The sequence below is a fragment of the Bacillus sp. UNCCL81 genome, from assembly GCF_900112535.1.
Taxonomy (GTDB): domain Bacteria; phylum Bacillota; class Bacilli; order Bacillales; family Bacillaceae_G; genus Gottfriedia; species Gottfriedia luciferensis_B.
The window spans coordinates 156,532-175,316 of record NZ_FOMF01000006.1 but is presented as its reverse complement, the minus strand read 5'-3'; the positions used below and the strand labels follow the sequence as shown (position 1 = coordinate 175,316).

The following is an 18,785-nucleotide window of genomic DNA, read 5'->3' as shown; positions in this document are numbered from 1 at the left end:
TTGGTTTCATTTGTTATACGAATAAGTTCTGCATATCGTTCATTTTTCTTTTAATTTTTTTCAAAAAAAAGTGAAGGGGAAATTCTACTTTCCCCTTCACTCTTATTAACCTTATTTAGGACGATCAATCGTAAACATTTCTCCAACCTTAGCATAGTCATTCCCTGCTAAACGGCTAACTGCTTTTAAGCCATCTGCATCTATACGTCCATTTTCATAAATTTCATCTTCTATATGAAAATAAACAACCTTGCCTATTAATAAGTCGCAAGCCTCATTATCTTTTCCTAATGGAATTGCCTGTTCTAAAATACATTCCATTCGAATTTTTGACTCTTTCACTCCTGGAACTGAAACCTTTACACTTTCTACAGGTGTTAATCCTGCTAACTCAATTTCACTTTCAGTAGATGGCAAAGCAGTAGCTGTTTTATTGATCGCTTCAACATTCGATTCATCAACGATATGAACGACGAACTCTTTTTTCTCAATCGCATTTCTAGCTGTATCTTTTTGTTTACCATTTTGTCGCTGAACAGATACAGATATCATAGGTGGATTAGCCGTTACGATGTTAAAATAGCTAAATGGTGCTCCATTTAAGACATTCTCATTTGATTCAGTTGTCACAAAAGCAATTGGTCTTGGAATTATACCGCCAATTAAGAACTTATAATTATCACGATCACTTAAATCTGCTGGAGAAAAAGATTTCATCATTATTGCATGCTCCTTAAAAGTTATTTTCGTACCAATCAGTTGCTGCTTCAATTTCCGATCTAGTTAAGCTATGCCCCATGTTTTCCCAATGAGTAACGACTTTTGCACCGGCACCTTCTAACAATGTTGCTAATTCTTCTGTTTCTTGTGGTAAACAGATTGGATCATTTTTTCCTGCCCCAATGAAGACTGACACATCCTTCATATTTGGCAATTCTAAATCACGAATCGGTACCATTGGATGCAATAGCATTGCGCCTTTAAATACATTTTCGTAATGGAACAGTAGACTACCAGCAATGTTTGCACCGTTTGAATAACCAATAGCAATCATATTATTTGGATCAAATCCATGTTCTGCGGACGCCGTTTCAATAAACTCTTTTAATTCTTTTGTACGGAAAACTAAATCATCCATATCAAATACACCTTCAGCTAATCGCTTAAAAAAACGTGGCATTCCATTTTCACTTACATTTCCTCTTACTGATAATACAGAAGCTTCATCATCGATCATCCCTGCAATTGGTAATAGATCAAGTTCATTCCCACCTGTACCATGTAATAATAAAAATGTTGGCTTCGATGGATTACTACCTCTATTAAATACGTGTTTCATCGTCATTCTCCTTTCACTTCTCTAACAACAATTGGTTGCAAGTGATTTTCTATTATTTCACGATTTGGTTCCTGCCACTTTGGTAGCATTAACTGTTCTCCTAAATGGTCTATATTCTCATCAATCGTAAATCCTGGTGGATCAGTTGCAATTTCAAATAATAACCCACCATTTTCACGAAAATAAATTGCATTAAAGTAATTTCGATCTTTTACTTCAGTAACTCCATAATGATTATCATATAATTTATGTTGCCATTTTACATGTTCTTCATCATTACTTGCTCTCCAAGCAATATGGTGGACAGTTCCCACTCCCATAACGCCTCTTCCTACTGCTGCTAATTCAATATCGATAATATTTCCGATGTCACTAGCAGCTTTGAAACGTAAATAGTTACCTTCTTGACCTAAGCATTCTAATTCCATTACGTTTTCCAACAGTTCAGCTGTTTTATTTGGTGCTCCAGAATATAAAACTGCACCACCAAACCCTTTAATTGCTACATCCTTTGTAACACCATTAAATTCCCAAGTATTTTCCTCGCCAGCTTCCCTTTCTACTAATTCAAGCTGTAAGCCGTGGAAGTCTTCAAATTGAAGAAATGTTTCTCCAAATCGACTTACTTTTTTTGTTTGAATTTTAAAAGATGTTAAACGGTTTTCCCAAAATTCCATTGAGTTAGCTGGGATTAAGAATGTTGTGATTCCTACTTGCCCACTTCCTACTTTTCCTCTGTATGCATTTGCCCAAGGGAAGAAAGTCATGATCGTCCCTGGTTTTGCAGTTTCGTCTCCAAAATAAAAGTGATACGTACCTGGATCATCAAAATTAATTGTTTTTTTCACAAAGCGTAAACCTAAAATCCCAGCGTAAAAATCCATATTTTCTTGTGGATCACCAACTATCGCAGTGATATGATGTATGCCTTTCATTTTCTCCATAAACTTTCCTCCGTTCTAATTCACTTTTTATTTAATTTCCTTAATAAAGTAAGTAATTGAAATTGCTCTTCTTCGGTTAATTTGCTGAATTGAGCTTGTTGAAACTCATCTTGTGAAGGTACGATTTCTTCATACATTTTTTGACCTATCTCTGTTAAAGAGAGATATTTGTTTTTCCATTCCACTTCTCTTTTAATCCACTGAAGCTCTTCCATTTTCTTTAATAGATGAGTCACATTTCCTTTTGTAACAACTAATTTATCGGCTAATTCTTGCTGAGTAAGACGCTTATTTCTCCCAACATGGACAATTACATCAAATTGAGCAGTCGTCAGTCCCCATTTTTTCAATTGATTATTTGATTCTCTAACATTTTTAAGATAAAAACGAGCTAATCGAAACCAAAGTAATACTGCTAAATTTTTTGATTTGTTTGTAGAAGCTTCATTATGACTATTTAACATTTTTGCACCTCTTTGATCGATCTTGTTATCAGTTTAATACTAAACTGATAACTTTGCAAGTAGATTGTTTGAACTAAATAAAAACCTTTTAAAAAAAAAGAAAAACTGTTGATTTCCGCTTCAGGACGTAATCTTCACTCTTTCACTATTTCTTTCTACAGTCTTAAATTCCCTTTAATTTCCTTCTTTTATTCTTTTTTTAATTAGTGATGATATAATGATGTTTAATTTCAATAACTAGAAAGACAGGTAAAATAGATGAAAATAAGACTACTGAAAATAAGTGCAAGTATTCTAATTTTATTTCTAATCTTATTTGGATTATACAAACTAATGAATGCGAGATCTTTTCAGCTTTTTGGAGGATTAACAAATGAAGTAAACACTAACCAAAAAGTAGTTGCTTTAACATTTGATGACGGTCCAACTAAAAATGTTGATGCCATTCTACCACTTTTAGATCAATACAATGCAAAGGCTACTTTTTTTCTAATCGGTAATGAAATTGAAAAGAATCCAGAAGAAGCTAAAAAAATTGTAGATGCGGGACAACAGATTGGAAACCATACATATTCTCATGACAGAATGGTGCTAAAATCACCTTCATTTATCAAGAACGAAATTGAAAAGACAGATAAACTAATACGAAAAGCTGGCTATAAAGGGGAAATTCAGTTCCGTCCCCCAAATGGAAAAAAACTATTTGGCTTACCGTATTACATGCATAAACATAACCGAGAAACGATCACATGGAATTTAGAACCAGATACTTTTTATACAAATCCTCAAGACAAAATAAACTATGTAAAGAAAAATATTAAACCGGGTTCAATTATTTTAATTCATCCGATGTATGATAAAACTGGCAAAGAATTAGAGACAATTAAGGGAATTTTGGATTTATTATCGAAAGATGGATATAAATTCGTGACAGTGAAAGAGCTTCAGAAGTTACAAAAAGACAAGTAGCATTATGCTCCTTGTCTTTTTGTATATTGATTATCGTTTTTTTTCTCTATAGAGAATTTAGTGCTTAAACTAAAGACTATAACTCCTAACACAGAGCCAAATGTATTTAATAATAAATCATCAATGTCACACGATCGATAATTATATCCAAGAATAAAACCAGTAGCTCCTTGTATTATTTCAATCCCTAAACTTACAGTAAAACCAACTAATATCACTTTATACTTCGAAATCATTGGATATAGAACTGGCAAAGCAAACCCTAACGGCATAAATAATAAAATATTTCCACCAACTTGCTTTAGAGCAATTGAAAATGATCCATATCTTATTGAATCTACAACTACTTTAAAGGGGACAAAATTATTTGTATTTCCCAAGTGATCCTCAATCATGACTTGAATTAGATATTTTTGATAAGGAAATGGGAACAAAGTAAAATCGACAAGACATGTAATATAGATGCCAAAGATAATCCAATATAAATATTTTACTAGAGTAATATAACCTTTAAAGAATCTATAACCAAAAAATAAAATGATTAAAGTCATGATAATGATACTAGGATATAAAAAATTTAACATTGCTGTCCTCCTCTTCACCTTCCAAGGAAAAAGGGTAAAACACTTGAAGCGTTTTATATCCACTTTCCATTTTTTACCATAATTCATTATTATACTATATCAAAATTACTATTTATTATATAGTCTTATATTCTCCACATTAGTGGCATTTTCTTTAGAAAAATTACTTTCATAAATGAAATGAATGTAAAAACTTTGAATATTACTTTTAAAAAAAATCCAAAATAATACTGGTATATTTTGAAAACATCTCAAAGGAGACATCTAGATGAAAAAACAATTACTAAAATTCACATCTCTATTTTTATGTTTTGCACTAATTTTATCCCCTATTAAATCCAGTGCCCAGCATGTTGATAATCGAGTTCAAGGAAGATGCATAAGTAACTCAGCATGTAATTTCAAAGCAGATATGAGAAAGCTTTGGATGGATCATTTAATATGGACTAGTAAGTATATTGTTAGTGCTGTTGCTGGAATGCCAGATAAGGACGTAGTACTAGCAAGACTCTTAAGAAATCAACAAGATATTGGGAATGCAATTAAACCATATTATGGTGCTGCCGCTGGAGATCAGCTTGCTAAATTACTAACCGACCATATTGTAATCGCCGGTAAAATTATTGATGCTGCGAAAGCAAATGATATGGCAACATTAAAAACATTGAACGACACATGGTTTAAAAATGCAGATGAGATTGCTGCATTCTTAAGTAAAGCAAATCCAAATTGGACAAATCAAGCTTTAAAAGACTTACTATATACACATTTAAAAATGGTAACAAATGAAGCTGTAACTAGAATAAAAATGGACTGGGATGGAAATATAAAAGCATTTGATGCTGGTCTTCAACATATGATCCCTATAGCTGATACAATTTCTTCAGGCATTATTAAGCAATTCCCAAATAAATTTAAATCTTAAACAAACGTTTGATTAAAAAACAAAAAAGATGAATTTAGCTCTAAACTAAATTCATCTTTTTTCTGCTTATTTTAAATCATGCAATCTTTCCATGATCCGTCTTTTTTTATAAAGCATTCTACCAGCTTCACCAACATCTTCAATTGCTTGTTTATTTACATATGCACCAAATATTAAGCCTGCAATTGGAATCATTTGAAACAGCTTCTTCCATCCCATGTTGTCACGATATGTATAAAATACTTCTCTCCAACCCTCAATTTGAGAAAAGGCTTTTTTTCCTTCAATATTTGTTAACTCTTCTAATATCGCTTTTTTACCAACTATATCAGCAGATGTAAATTGTAAGCACTTAATAATGAATACTCTCTCCATTTGATCATTTGGATCATAACCATAAGAAATCGCTATTTCTTGAAGTGTCTTTAATGTAAGTCCTAATAAGATTGGAATATCGATCGCAATTGTAAACATTCCACCAAAACCTGTGGTCGCTCCTTGGACTTTTGCAAATTGTTTACGACTAGCAATAAAATCATTCGAAACGCGATCCATTTGCTCAAGACTAAGTTGATTGACCATTTCAATTTCGGTTAGTTCCTGAATAGAAAGCTCCTTACTCATCCTATTTAAAGTTGAAGGAACACTAACTAAATATTGACCACCAGCATTCACATACTTAGATAGCTCATCTAAAATAACTCCAATCTTATCGTGAATGAACTTAGGTGTAATTTTATCCAAGATCATAAATGGAATTCTACCGATTTTCTCCCAAAAAAATACGCTTTTTTGATCTTTTTCCCATTTTTCAATTTCATTAAGCTGCGTAATTAGATACTCTTTCGTTTCCATAAACACTCCTATAATTTTTAATCTAAACATAGTAACTACTAAAACTATAAAGCTTTTTGTGAAAAAAACCAAAAATAAAAAAGGGCTGTTCTTAGACTTACACCCTTTTACTCTTTTGAGTAGTATGTTTCTTATTTTTGCTATTTTTACTTACTCATGAGTACCTTATAAGTTACTAAATTTCTTATTTTTGCTTTCGTACTTACTCATGAACCCTTTATGAGTTACTAAATTCCTCATGTTCTCTTTTTTACTTACGCATGAACCTTCTATGAGCTACTAAATTGCCCATTTTCAAATTTTTACTTACTCATGAACCCTCTATGAGTTACTAAATTTCTCATTTTCACATTTTTACTTACTCATGGACCCTTTATGAGTTACTAAATTCCTCATGTTCTCTTTTTTACTTACTCATGAACTCTCAATGAGTTACTAAATATCTTATTTTCGCTATTTTACTTACTCATGAACCCTCTATGAGTTACTAAACTTCTTATTTTCACTTTTTTACTTACTCATGAACCCTCTATGAGTAAGATGCTTTCGTTTTCTTACATCTAAAAAACAAGGTACCCATAAAAAGTGGGACACCCTGTTCTAATGTTTAAAATGCTCTTGATAATCAACCTAAAAATCTTATTTTTTCAGGATTTCGAAGCATATAAATACTTCGATAACGGTCTCCTTCTATTTCAAAACAAATTACGGTTGGTTCTTCGCCTTCACTTTTAACAATTAAGCCAATTTGATTATTAATCAAAACAATTTCGGTTTCAGATGGAGAGTTTATTTTCTTCCTTACACCAACAAGGAAGGCAATAACATTTTTCTGTAGATTGATTGGGCGAAGAGCAGCTTTCGTTTTGCCACCAGCGTCTGTAATTAGTACGATATCTTCCGTTAAAAGTGAGATTAGCATATCTAAATTACCTGTTTCTGCAGCTTCAATAAATCGTTTTGCAATGTCTAGCTCTTGATTTAGATTTCGTTTTTCAACTACATCCTTACTTTGGACTTTGCGCTTAAGTCTACTGAATATTTTACGGCAATTCAATTCGGTCTTATTTAAAATATTTGCGATTGTTCGAAAGTCAAACTGAAAGGCTTCCCGTAATACAAATACTGCTCTTTCGGTAGGGTTTAACTGTTCAAGTAAAACTAAAAATGCATAGGTGATCGTTTCATCTAAAATCATCTTTTCCATCGGATCATCATTTAAATCTTCCGGTAATTTTTGAATAATCGGTTCTGGAAGCCATGGTCCTATATAAACTTCACGTTTATTTTTTGAGGATTTTAATAAATCTAAGCAACGGTTTGTCATTATTTTACATAAGTATGCTTTTATATTATTTGGCTCTTCTTTTGAGGTGGATTGATTCATCTGTTGAACTGTGAGAAAAGTATCCTGCACCAAATCCTCCGAATCCTCAACCGATCCTAACATACTATATCCGATTGAAAATAAAAGTGGCTTATATTGAGAATATAGATAGTCTACTTCCATGAAGTATCTTCTCCTCTATTTTAAATTAGTTGAAGTTCAAGCTTCTCATTTATTAGTTTAGTAGCATTTTTAGCACTCGTTAAAGATGCATTCAATAGAAGTTCTGTCTCCCCCACCCAGTCTCCTGCAATATAAATACCTTCTAAGCCAATATCACTATTTGATAAATGATTGTCTAATTTATGAAATGGCTTTTTTATGTCGTTAGAAACGATAAGCTTAGGAAGATAGCGACGTGAAATTACATAGTCTCTCCAACCTGGTTGAAGCAAATCAAGTAAGCTTTCTAGTTCTACCTCATCTTTTTCAGAATCTGTTTCGTTGACCGAGTTTAAATATTTCATTAGATGAACTACAATTTCGCCTTCTTTATTCGATAATTTCGCGACTGATGAATGATTTGAAAAATACCACGGTTGGTCAACTCCTAAAGCAAAGTTGAGTTTTGGATTTGGTAAACCATTCATTACAAGGTCAAGGCATGCAGCTTTTACAGGAATCGTTTGATTACATTTTTGTAAAAATGAATCTGAGATTGGCTCATCTATTAACTTAACAAAATCAATTGGATTAATTGTCGATAACAAACAGCTCGTGTTGATCCTAGTATCATTTTTCAAAATAAGATTTATGTTTGGATAAGTTCCAGTGATTTTAGACACTACTGTACTATTTTGAATCGTAACACCAAGTTGATTCGCCTTTTTAATTAGGTCATTAACAATTGATTGCCATCCTTCGTTTATATACATAACTTTCGCGCTACGAAGCTGACCAATTGCCACTCCTGCACTTATTAATTCAGAATTACTTGTAAAAGTAGATACACGTATAAAAGCTAAAATTAAATTCTTTACACGACGACTTGTTATTTTTCGATTTAAATATTCTTCTAAACTAATATGATTGATTTCCTCTAAATCCATTTTACGAATATGTCGGTAAAATCGAATAAATTCCATTTTTTCTTTCCATTTTAAATGATTACCCAAAAATAAATTAAATGCTTCGATTATTTTCATTTGACTAAATTGATCACCAAGAATAAATGCACCACTCAATTTTGGAACCCTGCCAGAAACAGTAACACCAACCTCATTTAAAATTTCGATACAGTTTATATATAATGCGTGTGCTCCAAGATTTAAATATGCATCGCCAATTGTATTCGAAATACCTCTCCCACCTAATTTAGATGCTTTATCCAATAGAAGTACTTTTTTACCTGCTTGAGCTAAGTAGATCGATGCAGTTAATCCAGCAATACCACCACCTAATACAGTAACATCCCATTTTTGATGACCATCTATTTGATTTAGTTTCATAATATTATCTCTCCCTTTCCTTTTCTTCACTAATTAAGACGAATGAAATCCAAAAAATGTGACATATAGTAGAGCAGGAATAGGAAAAATAATTTATTTAGGCTTCGGACGGGCCTATTTCATTTCCTACGAATAGTCAAAAATAGAATCACATAAAATTACTTTGACAGATAGAGTAATTATTGTTAACATTACTCTATCAGATAGAATAATCTTATAGAAGGTGAATAGGTGAATTATGGTAAGAAGTGACATTATACGCGGGCATCTTGACTCAATCATATTAAAACTTATTTCTGAGAAAGACCGCTATGGATATGAGATTTCTCAAGAAATTGGATTACGGACAGACAATCGGTTTCAAATAAAAGAAGCAACATTATACGCTGTATTTCAGCGCTTAGAAAAAAAGGAATTAGTGGAAGCTTATTTTGGCGATATTACACACGGTGGAAAAAGAAAATATTACAAAATCACTTCATTTGGTAAAGCATATTTAAGTGAATTAGTAAAAGAATGGCAAGAAGTAAAAGAAATTATTGATCTATTCATGGAGGAGAAATAATGAAAAAAATTAGAAATCATATTGAAGAACTATTTAAAGATGTTCCTAAAACTGAACAATCAGAAATAGTTAAACAAGAGATTATTCAGAACTTAGAAGAAAAAGTCATGTTTTTAATGGAAAATGGTAAGGACGAAGAAGATGCTATAAACAAAGCGATTGTAGAATTTGGGGACATTGAGGAATTAAAGAGAGAACTTGGTGTTAAAAAACCAGATAGCAAGAAAGCAAATTTTGCAAAACTAAATTTATCCTATTCAATTTGGGGTAGTGGATTACTAATTGCTTTATTCTTATTTATTAATTTTTACTACACTCCACAGACTATATGGTTTGTGTACCCAACGTTTGGTCTATTATGGTGGCCTCTTTCAATGTATTTCTACTGGCAACGTAAAAAGTGAGGTGAAGCACAGTGAAAAATTATATCGGTTTTGCAACTGCAGGCTGTATTATGACAATGGTCTTTTTTATGCTCGTTAATTTTATTACATCTCCTAGCACGATTTGGTTCATTTACCCATGTTTTTTCATTTTATTTTGGCCAATTAGTTTATATTTCATTGGAAAAAGATCGACGAAACAATTCTCAATCTTTAGTAGTATCGTACTCCTTGCTTTCTTGTTAACGGAAAACTTAATTCACTCTCCTGATTATCTTTGGTTTTTCTATGCTGCCTTTCCAATTATTAGTTGGCCAATTCTCATGCATTTAGGTAAGAATGCTAGAACATTACCGATTGCACTCCTTGGCAGTATCATTACAATCGCATACTATGGGCTTTTGAATTTTATCTCATCTCCAGATTATCTTTGGGTCATTTATCCGGCATTTGCAATTATTTGGTGGCCTTTATCCATTTATCATGCGAATAGAAAATCGTTTGTAGCATTTTCGTTTACAGCTAGCATACTAATTAGTCTTTTCTTTATCATTGTAAATATCATTTCATCCCCAGATACAATTTGGGCTGTATATCCAATTTTTGCAGTTATTTGGTGGCCTTTAAGTATGTATTTTTATAGTTATAAAAAGAAACAAATATAGGCACTAATTGGTGGACTTCATACAATGAGGTCCATTTTTTATAAATAAGAAAAAGCGATTCTCATAAAGAATCGCTTCACGGACTTATTCTGCTTCAGAAACCAAAGTAAATCGTTCGTTAATATGCTGTGGATTTTCAATCTCGTCTAATAATGCAATTGCATAGTCAGCATAACTTACGTAGCTATTACCTTTTTTATTAACAATAAAATTGTCTTTTCCTTTTTGATAAGCCCCAGTTCGTTTACCATTCGGATCAAAAAATGCTGCTGGACTAATAAATGTCCAATTAATATCAGTTGTTTTTTGTAAGTCGTGAAGACCTTTTGTCATATTTGATGCAGTAGCATAATATTCTTTTGGAAATTCAGGTGTGTCAACTAATTGAATCGTTTTTTCTTCATCAACATACAAGCTTCCAGCTCCACCAACTACGATTAATCTAGTATCGTTAACACCTTTTAAAGCATTTATTAAAACATTCCCAGCTTCAATATAAAGATTCTCTTGGCCTTCAGCTGCTTTAAATGCATTTACAACAACATCAAATTGCTTTAAGTCAGCTGAATTTAGATCTAATAAATCCTTTTCCAATACTGATACTTCTTTATTTGTTAATTTAGAAGCATTTCTTACGATTGCTGTTACCTCATGTCCTCTTTCTACTGCTTCTTTTAAAATAAGGTTACCTGCTTTTCCTGTTGCTCCAATAATACCAATTTTCATCTTTTTTCTTCCTCCTTAATTCTTTAAAAATTGTTTTGAACTCAAAGTCGTAACTAAAATAGTTACAACTAGTTTAAAAAAATATAATATATAGATGTAACAACACCAGTTACATCATTTATAAAAAAAATTGAATGATACTATCCAATTTTTTTGCTTAATACTGTAACTAATTCTTCCATAGTAACTTCATCCAGTATTTTTTCCATTGCATCTTGTGCTCGATTTAAGATTAGTTCTAGCACTGCTTGGATATTTGCACCTACTGGACATTTAGGATTCGGTTTCTCATGAAATTGAAAAAGTTCTCCTTCTTCTACAACTTCAACTGCTCTATAAACATCTAAAAGAGTAATTTCATTTAACGGCTTACGAAGTGAAGCTCCACCGGTTCCTCGACGGACTTGAATTAAGCCAGCATTCTTAAGTTTTCCCATTACTCTTCTAATTACGACTGGATTTGTATTTACACTTCCTGCAATCCATTCGGAAGTACAAAGCGCACTATTCTCAATCGTGACCAAAGATAAAATATGAACAGCAACGGTAAAACGACTACTGATTTTCATAGGATTCAACCTCCGATGTAACTATTATAGTTACAACATTTATTAATTGTCAATAATATTTATTTTACACAAATTTATGATCGATACTATATTTTTTTATTTAATAAAGCAAGTTAAACAGCAGAAAATCGTTTATGGCTACTATTAGAAGTAAACTCAGACCAGTATCTTAATGGTTAAAATTAACTTATAAATGGAAAAAAATGGTTGAACAGCAATGATAGGTAATTTATCCTTAAATTATAAGAAAGATTCATAAAAAGGGTGAAGAAAATGAATGGAAATGATATTGCTTATCTAATTTGCTTTACGATAATAGGCTTGTTTTTGCTGGTCTTTGGAATTATGTATAAAAAAGAAGCACATGCAGATTTAAAAAATAGTGGAGTTGGAGGAAATGGTGTTAGTGGAATAGGTGCTATATTGCTCTTTTTGCCTCATTGGGTGTATAAAGCAATATTTATTGCATTAGGCGCATTCCTAGCGATTGGAATTTGGTATGTTATGTTTTTTTACAATTAATAAAAGACTTTCTATTCAATTCTAGGAAACAGCAAAAAAAAAGAAGCTATTAATATATATAGCTTCCTTCTTTACTTAATAAATGAAATAATTCCTAAAACAACAATCATTAAACCAGCCATTTTATTTACTAAACCTAAGTGAGTTATAATTTTATTTCGAAACAAACTAACTACGCTACTTAAAATAAACCACCAAGAAACTGCACCTAAAAAAACACCTATAATTAATGAAACTGTTGATTCTATAGATGTGGAACTTTGATCAAAACCCACCCCTGCAAACATTGCTACAAAGTTTAAAATTGTTACAGGATTTGTGATCATTAATAAAAATGTAGAGATAAACATGCTAACCATGCTTTCACCCTTCAAATTCGAGGCAGTTTTAGCAGGTCTTTTTAGAAAGGTTTTAATTCCTAAATACAATAAAAATATTGCACCTACGATTCGAAGAACAAATTCCTGCTCAATTAAAAATGATGAAACAATAGAAAAACCAAACGCGGCAATACTAGCGTAAAATAAGTTAGCTGAAGATGCGCCTAATCCTGTCATAAATCCAGCTGTTTTTCCTTTAGATAAAATTCTTTGTATGCACAATAAACCAACCGGGCCTATAGGTGCTGAAACTGATAAACCTAAAATAAAACTTTTTATTAATAACATCTAAATACCCTCTTACGCTTACTTACATTAATCCATATAAAGCTATACAACCAAAAATAATAATAATAATACCTGATAAACGGTTAATTAATGTTAAAGAACGATCATTGATTCGAGTTCTAAATAGTCCCACACCACTGCTTAATATTACCCACCATAAACTTGAACCACAAAATACACCTAATACTAAAATAACGGAAGAAACAATATTGCTATTTGAATTTGAGATTCCTAATCCCGCAAAAATGGCGATAAATGATAGAATTGTCATTGGGTTTGTTAGCGTTAAAAATAAAACTGATAAAAACGCATTCATTATATTTTTCTTCTGCGTATCAGATTGAGTATAACTGGCTTTTGAAATAAGTGTTTTTACACCTAAATAACAGAGGAAGAAACCACCGATTAACTGAATCCAAAAATGCTGACCAATCAAAAAATTCATAATGACAGTTAATCCAAAGCCTGCAACTAAGCCATAAATACCATCAGCAGTAGCAGCCCCAAGACCAGAAACTAAACCAACCATTCTTCCATACGCTAGAGTTCTACGAATACACAGTACTCCAATTGGGCCAACAGGTGCAGCAATTGATATGCCAATTATTAATCCTTTAATATAAAATTCAAAATTCATTTTGCCCTCCCTACTCTATAGAAAATTTATTTTTTTGTAATGGCAGTCGAAAGGTTTCTTTCGTTGTATCCATTACAATTGTTGTTTTTGTTCTTATTACACCCTTTAACCCTTTTATTTCATGGCTAATTACTCGATCCAAGTCTTTTGTATTTCTACTTCTTATTTTTAGTAAATAATCATCTTCACCCGCAATATGGTGACATTCCTGCACTTCCTCTAATTGATTAACAAGCTCTAAAAATGGAGCTCGATTTTCAGGTCGCTCAAGCGAGACAGCTACAAAGGCAGTTAATTCACTTCCAACTTTTTCTGAATCAACTAGCACACCAAATCCTTTAATTACACCTTGTTCAACTAATCGGTTAACTCGTTCAGCAGTAGCCGGAGCTGACAAGCCAACTTCACTAGCTAAATCCGCCCACTTTATTCTTGAATTATCCATTAAATGATTAATAATTTTTAAATCGAAAGCATCCATCTACCCAAACCTTCTTTTTGTAAGTATTTATTCCATTTTACTTATTTTATGAAAGTATTTCAATATTTCTGAGTAAAAATACAATCTAATATGCACGTTTAATAAACATATTTATTTACAAGTACTAATAAGATAAAAAAGGAAGACAATCTTTATCGAAGGGGGCGTCATTTTGTGAAAAGAGACCCGTTTGAATATCGAAAAAGACTAAGGGAAAGAGAAAAAGAAAGAGAAAGAGAGTTAAATGAAGAAAATGAAAGAGAGTCTAATGAAGAGAAAGAAGTAAAACCAAAAGAAGAAAAACCTCAAACACATGTACATGAATTTGTAGCTAGCACTAAATTGGCAGAAGAAGATGACGATCGACATAATCATCGCTTTGCTGGAGTTACAAGTGAAGTCATTCCCAAAGGAAGACATAGTCATGTACACCGAATTGTAGTAAATACAGATTTTCTAGATCATCATCACGAGGTTATTATTGAAACTGGTCCTCCTATTCCGGTAGGAAACGGTAAGCATGTTCACTTTGTCAAAGGAATGACAACGATCAATGATGATCATGAACACGATCTGGAATTCGCTACTTTAATTGATAGACCATTAGTTTAAGGCAATTGTAAATTTCAATTTATGTATATTTTATTAAGCATAATATACATAATTTATATCCTAATAAATTAAAGACCTCAGACTACACAATATTAAAACACGATGAAGAACCTTCCATAAAAGGCTCTCCATCGTGTTTTTTCGAATATGAAATCTTAAGTATTCTTCAATCCTTCAGTATTCATTAACACAACCCTCCATCTATCTGGGTCTTCGAATGTAATACCTTTTCCGCGCCAATAAGGATTCTCAGATTCAACTGCAAAATACCCCATATTATTTAATCGATTTTTGACCAAATCTATTTCAGCTTTATTAGGTATATAAAATACTAAAAGATTATCCTTTGTTGGAGCAGGACATGGACTTCCATCAATATGTTGAGTAAATTCTAAATGGTATTCAACATCAGGTAATCCGAACATGATTCCATCATACCCATTATGATTTTGAAAACTGCCCACGGTTTTTAATCTAAGTCCTTCACCATAGAATTTACTTATTTCAGCTAATTGGTTTGTAGGTCTTGCAATTCTAAACTGAACCCAGTCTTTCAATGTTATCACCTTATCCTTTAATAATTTGATGCAACCCATTCTTCATTTAGCTTTTTTGAAATTTGAGTATAGAGCTTCAATTCTTGAAATATGCTATCTACTGAATAAGATGTATTTTCTTCTAACGTAGTACCTTCTGACATAAAGTCTGATGGGTCAATCACAACTTGTTTCGATAAAACATTTGCATATAATGCTCTTAAAACAATTCTCATATTGTTAAGTGCATTAATTCCACCCTTTCCTCCACCGGCTACAGCCAAAATTGCAACTGGCTTATCTTTAAAATGCTTACTTCCTAAAAAGTCAAAAGCGTTTTTTAATGCTCCGCTCATTCCACCATGATATTCCGGTGTTGCAATGATCATAGCATCAGCATTTTCTAGCTGTGATCTTAGTTTTTGGATAGTAGCAATTTCATTTTGCTCCTCTTGACCATTATAAATTGGTAACACTAGTTCACTTAAATCAATTGTTTTTACATTGTATTTTTTCGAGATGATTGTCGCTAATTTACCTGTACGACCTTCTTTTCTTGGACTACCATTAATCATTAAAATATTCATATTTTCCACTCCTTTAATTCGTACCTTTAGTATAGTCAATTCATAATGTCCGAACTTCGGTCATTTGATAGAACTTTTCTACACGTTTAGGAGTATATAAAAATAAAAAAAATCTACAACTAAAGTTGTAGATTTCAAACTGAAAGACGTTCGGTTTCTTGATTACTATGATCTTGATTCATTTTTTGATAAACTTTAATATTTTGATAAACTAATTCAAGTAATTTAGCAGTTATATCCTTTTTCTTTGCAAGTTCTAGTAAATGCCCTTGCAAATGGTCCCCTTCTACTAACGAAATTTTTTCCATATCCCTCTGCAAAGATGATTTCATATCATATCCAAGAGCATCGATTGATTTCATATGCTCATCCACAATATTTTCAGAAATTGGCGCACCATGGGACCTCATAATATTAGCGCATTCTTCAAATAATTCACTGATAATAGCTCTTCCACCTTCACTTTCTCTAATTGGGCCAATAGGAGCACGCATAAGAGACGTTACGCCAGACATTACAGTAATAAACAAATATTTGTGCCACATATCTCGTTCAATCTGCTTACTATGGACAAAGTCAGCTTTTGAACCGCTAAATGCATCAGCAATTTTTTTAATACGGTCAGTTTCTTTACTTAAGAATTCACCAAATACAAGTCTAGCAGCTTTACTTGTTTGAGCAACTTCCCCTGCTTCATTTAAAGTAGTTTCGATAAAACATAAACCGCCTATAACCTTTTCTTCACCAAATGCCTGCTTTAAGGGATTTAGATGAGCAATACCATTCAAAAGTGGTAAAATAACAGTTTGATCGCCTACGAATGGTTTTACATCCAGAATGGCATTGCTTAAATGATATGACTTAGTTGAGAAAAGTACGATGTCAAAAATCTCGGCAGGACTCTTTGCAGTAATTAGATTCGGTTGAAATGAAAAATCACCATTCACACTCCGAATGACTAAACCATTTTCCTCTAGCTGTTTTTTCCGATTAGCTCGTACTAGAAATGTAACATCTTCTCCCTTTTCTACTAAGCGTCCTCCAAAATAGCCGCCAATTCCTCCAGCTCCTAATACAAGAATTCGCATTACACTCTTCCTTTCTATTAAAAAGTAAAAATCTGTAACTTACTAATGTCTATTTCAAAATCCCATTTCGTACTGCATATAGTGCCAATTGAGTTCGATCTTGAAGCTGAGTCTTGGCTAAAATATTCGAAACATGGGTTTTTACAGTTTTTTCTGTAATAAATAATGATGCTGCTATTTCTTTATTACTCTTACCCCTCGTAATTTCCTTCAATACATCCATTTCTCGCTTAGTTAATTTGTCTTGAAATGACTCATCGTTCTTCGTTTCTATCTTCCCAGTTAAAGCAGAAACTAATTGCGTCGTAACCTTCGAATGAAACTGTTTTTCCCCATCGTATATCTTTCGGATCGCGGAAACGAGTTCATCTGGATCACTATCCTTTAAATAATATCCCGCTGCACCCGCTTCAATTGCAGGTAAAATATGATCTTGATCATAAAAACTAGTTAAAATCATTACTTTAACTGCTAAGCCTTCTATTTTTATTCTTTTGGTAGCTTCAATTCCATCTAGAACTGGCATTGATAAATCCATGATAACAATATCAGGTCTTAACTCTTTTACTAAGCTTAATGCCTCTTCTCCGTTCGATGCTTCTCCAATAACTTCGATATCATCTTGCGTATTTAAGAAAAAAATAAGTCCTCTCCTAACTACATGATGATCATCAGCAATTAATATTTTAATAGACATAAAACTCTCCTTCTTAAAAAGGGATATTCGTCGTAATTTTTGTTCCTTTATTCAAATCACTTTCAACTAAAAACGACCCTTTTATCGATTCGACTCTTTCCTTCATGCTTTTCAAACCTAATGTTGGAATTTGTACATCCTTTGGGCAGATAAAACCTACACCTTGATCTCGAATCGTCATTTTAACTTTCTTTGTACTGATTGATAACTGTAAATATACCGTATTTTGTCCTGAATGTTTTCTACAATTATTAAACGCTTCCTGACCTACGCGCCATAATGTTTCTTCTATTTTAGAAGGTAATATCGTTGTTCCTTTTACATTACTAATTACTTTTAGTCCTAGCATTTCACCATAGTTAATTAATGCACTAACTATTCCTTTTTCAATCCCTTGTGGTCTAAGCTGCCATATTAATGCTTTCATTTCTGCTTGTGCTTCTTGGGCAATTTGTTGAATATGATTAAATGTATCCTTTAACTTCGGACTGTCGGATACATTTGCACCTGCTTTAGCAGTTACATTAATCGAAAACAATAATTGACTAACTGAGTCGTGTAGGTCCTTTGCAAGGCGATTTCTTTCTTGAATCAGCTCAAACTCTTTTACCTTTTCTGTTAATTGAATTCGTTTAATTGCTGTTCCAATTTGTAATGCAACTGCACCTAGTAAATTTAATTCTTCCTGATCAAATTTTAATTTATTAGAGGCAGCTACATTTAATAAACCAAAAGATTCTTCACCTGCTTGCAATGGTACAGTCGCATGATGGGTGACACCATTTGTTTCTCCCCACTTATGAATAATTGAGTCTTCTAATCTTTTACATTCCATAATGTTTGATGCCTTGTTAAGTCTTCCGGTATTATATTTATCTACACACCAACAATCTCCATTGCACATTGGCTTAGCCTCTTCGTTCATAAGAGCTGGAGGTAATTTATGTGAAGCAACTAATTCAAAGTCCCCATTTTTATCAATTAAAAAGATCCATCCTGTATCTAAACCCGTAACTTGAACTAACTTGGCTAAGGCACAATTGAGGGTACTGTATAGATCAGTACCCTCGTTTAATATTTCGGCAATTTCTTTTAATACTTGTAGCTCTAAAAGAAATGATTCTTTTTTCATAC

25 protein-coding genes are annotated in these 18,785 nt (G+C 32.5%); 7 read left to right on the top strand and 18 right to left on the bottom strand.

Annotation, left to right across the window (positions count from 1 at the left end; translation table 11 throughout):
• Positions 1 to 111: 111 nt before the first annotated feature.
• Genes BM319_RS14680 through BM319_RS14665 form a run of 4 tightly spaced genes read right to left on the bottom strand, consistent with a single transcriptional unit; the run spans position 112 to position 2,747 of the window.
• Entirely contained in the window at positions 112 to 717 is a 606-nt protein-coding gene (locus BM319_RS14680) for a flavin reductase family protein (RefSeq protein WP_091023568.1), read from the bottom strand.
• A gap of 16 nt (positions 718 to 733) precedes the next feature.
• Positions 734 to 1,339, bottom strand: a complete 606-nt coding sequence (locus tag BM319_RS14675; RefSeq protein WP_025568290.1) for an alpha/beta hydrolase — start codon at positions 1,337 to 1,339, stop codon at positions 734 to 736.
• 2 nt (positions 1,340 to 1,341) lie between these two features.
• Positions 1,342 to 2,283: a ring-cleaving dioxygenase gene (locus BM319_RS14670; protein ID WP_025568289.1), complete on the bottom strand. Its 942-nt coding sequence runs from the start codon at positions 2,281 to 2,283 to the stop codon at positions 1,342 to 1,344.
• A gap of 20 nt (positions 2,284 to 2,303) precedes the next feature.
• Complete coding sequence (locus BM319_RS14665; RefSeq protein WP_069034936.1) at positions 2,304 to 2,747, bottom strand: MarR family winged helix-turn-helix transcriptional regulator; 444 nt, start codon at positions 2,745 to 2,747, stop codon at positions 2,304 to 2,306.
• 258 nt (positions 2,748 to 3,005) lie between these two features.
• Between BM319_RS14665 and BM319_RS14660 the strand changes: the two genes are divergently transcribed.
• Positions 3,006 to 3,716: a polysaccharide deacetylase family protein gene (locus BM319_RS14660; RefSeq protein WP_091023406.1), complete on the top strand. Its 711-nt coding sequence runs from the start codon at positions 3,006 to 3,008 to the stop codon at positions 3,714 to 3,716.
• Between the two features lie 2 nt (positions 3,717 to 3,718).
• On the opposite strand, the gene BM319_RS14655 is transcribed toward BM319_RS14660, so the two are convergent.
• Complete coding sequence (locus BM319_RS14655; RefSeq protein WP_175495622.1) at positions 3,719 to 4,300, bottom strand: VanZ family protein; 582 nt, start codon at positions 4,298 to 4,300, stop codon at positions 3,719 to 3,721.
• 268 nt (positions 4,301 to 4,568) lie between these two features.
• Here BM319_RS14655 and BM319_RS14650 point away from each other — a divergent pair, with 268 nt between their 5' ends.
• Entirely contained in the window at positions 4,569 to 5,225 is a 657-nt protein-coding gene (locus tag BM319_RS14650) for a glycosyltransferase (protein WP_069034939.1), read from the top strand.
• Positions 5,226 to 5,291: 66 nt separating this feature from the next.
• Here BM319_RS14650 and BM319_RS14645 read toward each other — a convergent pair whose 3' ends face one another.
• From BM319_RS14645 to BM319_RS14635, 3 genes are all read right to left on the bottom strand, one after another.
• A complete protein-coding gene (locus tag BM319_RS14645; RefSeq protein ID WP_025568284.1) occupies positions 5,292 to 6,080 on the bottom strand; it encodes an EcsC family protein in 789 nt (262 codons plus the stop codon).
• Between the two features lie 625 nt (positions 6,081 to 6,705).
• Positions 6,706 to 7,590: an RNA polymerase sigma factor SigJ gene (sigJ, locus tag BM319_RS14640; protein WP_069034940.1), complete on the bottom strand. Its 885-nt coding sequence runs from the start codon at positions 7,588 to 7,590 to the stop codon at positions 6,706 to 6,708.
• A gap of 20 nt (positions 7,591 to 7,610) precedes the next feature.
• Positions 7,611 to 8,915: an FAD-dependent oxidoreductase gene (locus tag BM319_RS14635; RefSeq protein ID WP_025568282.1), complete on the bottom strand. Its 1,305-nt coding sequence runs from the start codon at positions 8,913 to 8,915 to the stop codon at positions 7,611 to 7,613.
• Between the two features lie 238 nt (positions 8,916 to 9,153).
• Here BM319_RS14635 and BM319_RS14630 point away from each other — a divergent pair, with 238 nt between their 5' ends.
• The 3 genes from BM319_RS14630 to BM319_RS14620 are packed head-to-tail and all read left to right on the top strand — an operon-like array spanning position 9,154 to position 10,528.
• Positions 9,154 to 9,480 (top strand): PadR family transcriptional regulator, encoded by a 327-nt coding sequence (locus tag BM319_RS14630; RefSeq protein ID WP_091023402.1) that lies wholly within the window; start codon positions 9,154 to 9,156, stop codon positions 9,478 to 9,480.
• The gene (locus BM319_RS14625) at positions 9,480 to 9,884 is read left to right on the top strand and encodes a permease prefix domain 1-containing protein (RefSeq protein ID WP_025568280.1); all 405 of its coding nucleotides are present in this window, start codon (positions 9,480 to 9,482) and stop codon (positions 9,882 to 9,884) included. The genes BM319_RS14630 and BM319_RS14625 overlap by 1 nt, the downstream gene beginning before the upstream one ends.
• A gap of 11 nt (positions 9,885 to 9,895) precedes the next feature.
• Entirely contained in the window at positions 9,896 to 10,528 is a 633-nt protein-coding gene (locus tag BM319_RS14620; RefSeq protein WP_025568279.1) for a hypothetical protein, read from the top strand.
• An 84-nt stretch (positions 10,529 to 10,612) separates the two neighbouring features.
• Here the strand turns inward: BM319_RS14620 and BM319_RS14615 are convergent, their stop codons facing one another.
• Positions 10,613 to 11,254, bottom strand: a complete 642-nt coding sequence (locus BM319_RS14615; RefSeq protein ID WP_025568278.1) for an NAD(P)-dependent oxidoreductase — start codon at positions 11,252 to 11,254, stop codon at positions 10,613 to 10,615.
• A 140-nt stretch (positions 11,255 to 11,394) separates the two neighbouring features.
• On the bottom strand, positions 11,395 to 11,823 hold the full coding sequence (locus BM319_RS14610) for an Rrf2 family transcriptional regulator (protein WP_025568277.1): 429 nt from the start codon (positions 11,821 to 11,823) through the stop codon (positions 11,395 to 11,397).
• A gap of 273 nt (positions 11,824 to 12,096) precedes the next feature.
• Between BM319_RS14610 and BM319_RS14605 the strand changes: the two genes are divergently transcribed.
• Complete coding sequence (locus BM319_RS14605; RefSeq protein WP_091023400.1) at positions 12,097 to 12,345, top strand: hypothetical protein; 249 nt, start codon at positions 12,097 to 12,099, stop codon at positions 12,343 to 12,345.
• Positions 12,346 to 12,416: 71 nt separating this feature from the next.
• Here the strand turns inward: BM319_RS14605 and BM319_RS14600 are convergent, their stop codons facing one another.
• The 3 genes from BM319_RS14600 to BM319_RS14590 are packed head-to-tail and all read right to left on the bottom strand — an operon-like array spanning position 12,417 to position 14,131.
• Positions 12,417 to 13,013: a LysE family translocator gene (locus BM319_RS14600; protein ID WP_025568982.1), complete on the bottom strand. Its 597-nt coding sequence runs from the start codon at positions 13,011 to 13,013 to the stop codon at positions 12,417 to 12,419.
• Between the two features lie 22 nt (positions 13,014 to 13,035).
• Positions 13,036 to 13,650, bottom strand: coding sequence for a LysE family translocator (locus tag BM319_RS14595; RefSeq protein WP_091023398.1), 615 nt, complete (start codon positions 13,648 to 13,650; stop codon positions 13,036 to 13,038).
• Positions 13,651 to 13,660: 10 nt separating this feature from the next.
• Complete coding sequence (locus BM319_RS14590; protein WP_025568984.1) at positions 13,661 to 14,131, bottom strand: Lrp/AsnC family transcriptional regulator; 471 nt, start codon at positions 14,129 to 14,131, stop codon at positions 13,661 to 13,663.
• Between the two features lie 174 nt (positions 14,132 to 14,305).
• On the opposite strand from BM319_RS14590, the gene BM319_RS14585 reads away from it, so the two are divergent.
• Positions 14,306 to 14,743: a YmaF family protein gene (locus BM319_RS14585; protein ID WP_025568985.1), complete on the top strand. Its 438-nt coding sequence runs from the start codon at positions 14,306 to 14,308 to the stop codon at positions 14,741 to 14,743.
• Positions 14,744 to 14,898: 155 nt separating this feature from the next.
• On the opposite strand, the gene BM319_RS14580 is transcribed toward BM319_RS14585, so the two are convergent.
• The 5 genes from BM319_RS14580 to BM319_RS14560 all read right to left on the bottom strand — a co-directional run bounded on the left by BM319_RS14580 (position 14,899) and on the right by BM319_RS14560 (position 18,783).
• Complete coding sequence (locus BM319_RS14580) at positions 14,899 to 15,300, bottom strand: VOC family protein (RefSeq protein WP_091023396.1); 402 nt, start codon at positions 15,298 to 15,300, stop codon at positions 14,899 to 14,901.
• 17 nt (positions 15,301 to 15,317) lie between these two features.
• Positions 15,318 to 15,866 carry an NADPH-dependent FMN reductase gene (locus BM319_RS14575; protein WP_069034941.1) on the bottom strand — a complete coding sequence of 183 codons (549 nt, stop codon included), beginning with the start codon at positions 15,864 to 15,866 and terminating at the stop codon, positions 15,318 to 15,320.
• A gap of 134 nt (positions 15,867 to 16,000) precedes the next feature.
• Positions 16,001 to 16,954, bottom strand: coding sequence for a ketopantoate reductase family protein (locus tag BM319_RS14570; protein WP_091023394.1), 954 nt, complete (start codon positions 16,952 to 16,954; stop codon positions 16,001 to 16,003).
• Between the two features lie 49 nt (positions 16,955 to 17,003).
• Positions 17,004 to 17,651, bottom strand: coding sequence for a response regulator (locus tag BM319_RS14565; protein ID WP_025568989.1), 648 nt, complete (start codon positions 17,649 to 17,651; stop codon positions 17,004 to 17,006).
• A 13-nt stretch (positions 17,652 to 17,664) separates the two neighbouring features.
• Positions 17,665 to 18,783, bottom strand: coding sequence for a GAF domain-containing sensor histidine kinase (locus BM319_RS14560; RefSeq protein WP_025568990.1), 1,119 nt, complete (start codon positions 18,781 to 18,783; stop codon positions 17,665 to 17,667).
• Positions 18,784 to 18,785: the final 2 nt, after the last annotated feature.

Excerpts from the sequence above, each read along its gene's own strand:
- BM319_RS14680 (WP_091023568.1), bottom strand. The coding sequence starts at position 717 with ATGAAATCTTTTTCTCCAGCAGATTTAAGTGATCGTGATAATTATAAG.
- BM319_RS14675 (WP_025568290.1), bottom strand. The coding sequence starts at position 1,339 with ATGAAACACGTATTTAATAGAGGTAGTAATCCATCGAAGCCAACATTT.
- BM319_RS14670 (WP_025568289.1), bottom strand. The coding sequence starts at position 2,283 with ATGGAGAAAATGAAAGGCATACATCATATCACTGCGATAGTTGGTGAT.
- BM319_RS14665 (WP_069034936.1), bottom strand. The coding sequence starts at position 2,747 with ATGTTAAATAGTCATAATGAAGCTTCTACAAACAAATCAAAAAATTTA.
- BM319_RS14660 (WP_091023406.1), top strand. The coding sequence starts at position 3,006 with ATGAAAATAAGACTACTGAAAATAAGTGCAAGTATTCTAATTTTATTT.
- BM319_RS14655 (WP_175495622.1), bottom strand. The coding sequence starts at position 4,300 with ATGTTAAATTTTTTATATCCTAGTATCATTATCATGACTTTAATCATT.
- BM319_RS14650 (WP_069034939.1), top strand. The coding sequence starts at position 4,569 with ATGAAAAAACAATTACTAAAATTCACATCTCTATTTTTATGTTTTGCA.
- BM319_RS14645 (WP_025568284.1), bottom strand. The coding sequence starts at position 6,080 with ATGGAAACGAAAGAGTATCTAATTACGCAGCTTAATGAAATTGAAAAA.
- sigJ (WP_069034940.1), bottom strand. The coding sequence starts at position 7,590 with ATGGAAGTAGACTATCTATATTCTCAATATAAGCCACTTTTATTTTCA.
- BM319_RS14635 (WP_025568282.1), bottom strand. The coding sequence starts at position 8,915 with ATGAAACTAAATCAAATAGATGGTCATCAAAAATGGGATGTTACTGTA.
- BM319_RS14630 (WP_091023402.1), top strand. The coding sequence starts at position 9,154 with ATGGTAAGAAGTGACATTATACGCGGGCATCTTGACTCAATCATATTA.
- BM319_RS14625 (WP_025568280.1), top strand. The coding sequence starts at position 9,480 with ATGAAAAAAATTAGAAATCATATTGAAGAACTATTTAAAGATGTTCCT.
- BM319_RS14615 (WP_025568278.1), bottom strand. The coding sequence starts at position 11,254 with ATGAAAATTGGTATTATTGGAGCAACAGGAAAAGCAGGTAACCTTATT.
- BM319_RS14610 (WP_025568277.1), bottom strand. The coding sequence starts at position 11,823 with ATGAAAATCAGTAGTCGTTTTACCGTTGCTGTTCATATTTTATCTTTG.
- BM319_RS14605 (WP_091023400.1), top strand. The coding sequence starts at position 12,097 with ATGAATGGAAATGATATTGCTTATCTAATTTGCTTTACGATAATAGGC.
- BM319_RS14600 (WP_025568982.1), bottom strand. The coding sequence starts at position 13,013 with ATGTTATTAATAAAAAGTTTTATTTTAGGTTTATCAGTTTCAGCACCT.
- BM319_RS14595 (WP_091023398.1), bottom strand. The coding sequence starts at position 13,650 with ATGAATTTTGAATTTTATATTAAAGGATTAATAATTGGCATATCAATT.
- BM319_RS14590 (WP_025568984.1), bottom strand. The coding sequence starts at position 14,131 with ATGGATGCTTTCGATTTAAAAATTATTAATCATTTAATGGATAATTCA.
- BM319_RS14575 (WP_069034941.1), bottom strand. The coding sequence starts at position 15,866 with ATGAATATTTTAATGATTAATGGTAGTCCAAGAAAAGAAGGTCGTACA.
- BM319_RS14570 (WP_091023394.1), bottom strand. The coding sequence starts at position 16,954 with ATGCGAATTCTTGTATTAGGAGCTGGAGGAATTGGCGGCTATTTTGGA.
- BM319_RS14565 (WP_025568989.1), bottom strand. The coding sequence starts at position 17,651 with ATGTCTATTAAAATATTAATTGCTGATGATCATCATGTAGTTAGGAGA.
- BM319_RS14560 (WP_025568990.1), bottom strand. The coding sequence starts at position 18,783 with ATGAAAAAAGAATCATTTCTTTTAGAGCTACAAGTATTAAAAGAAATT.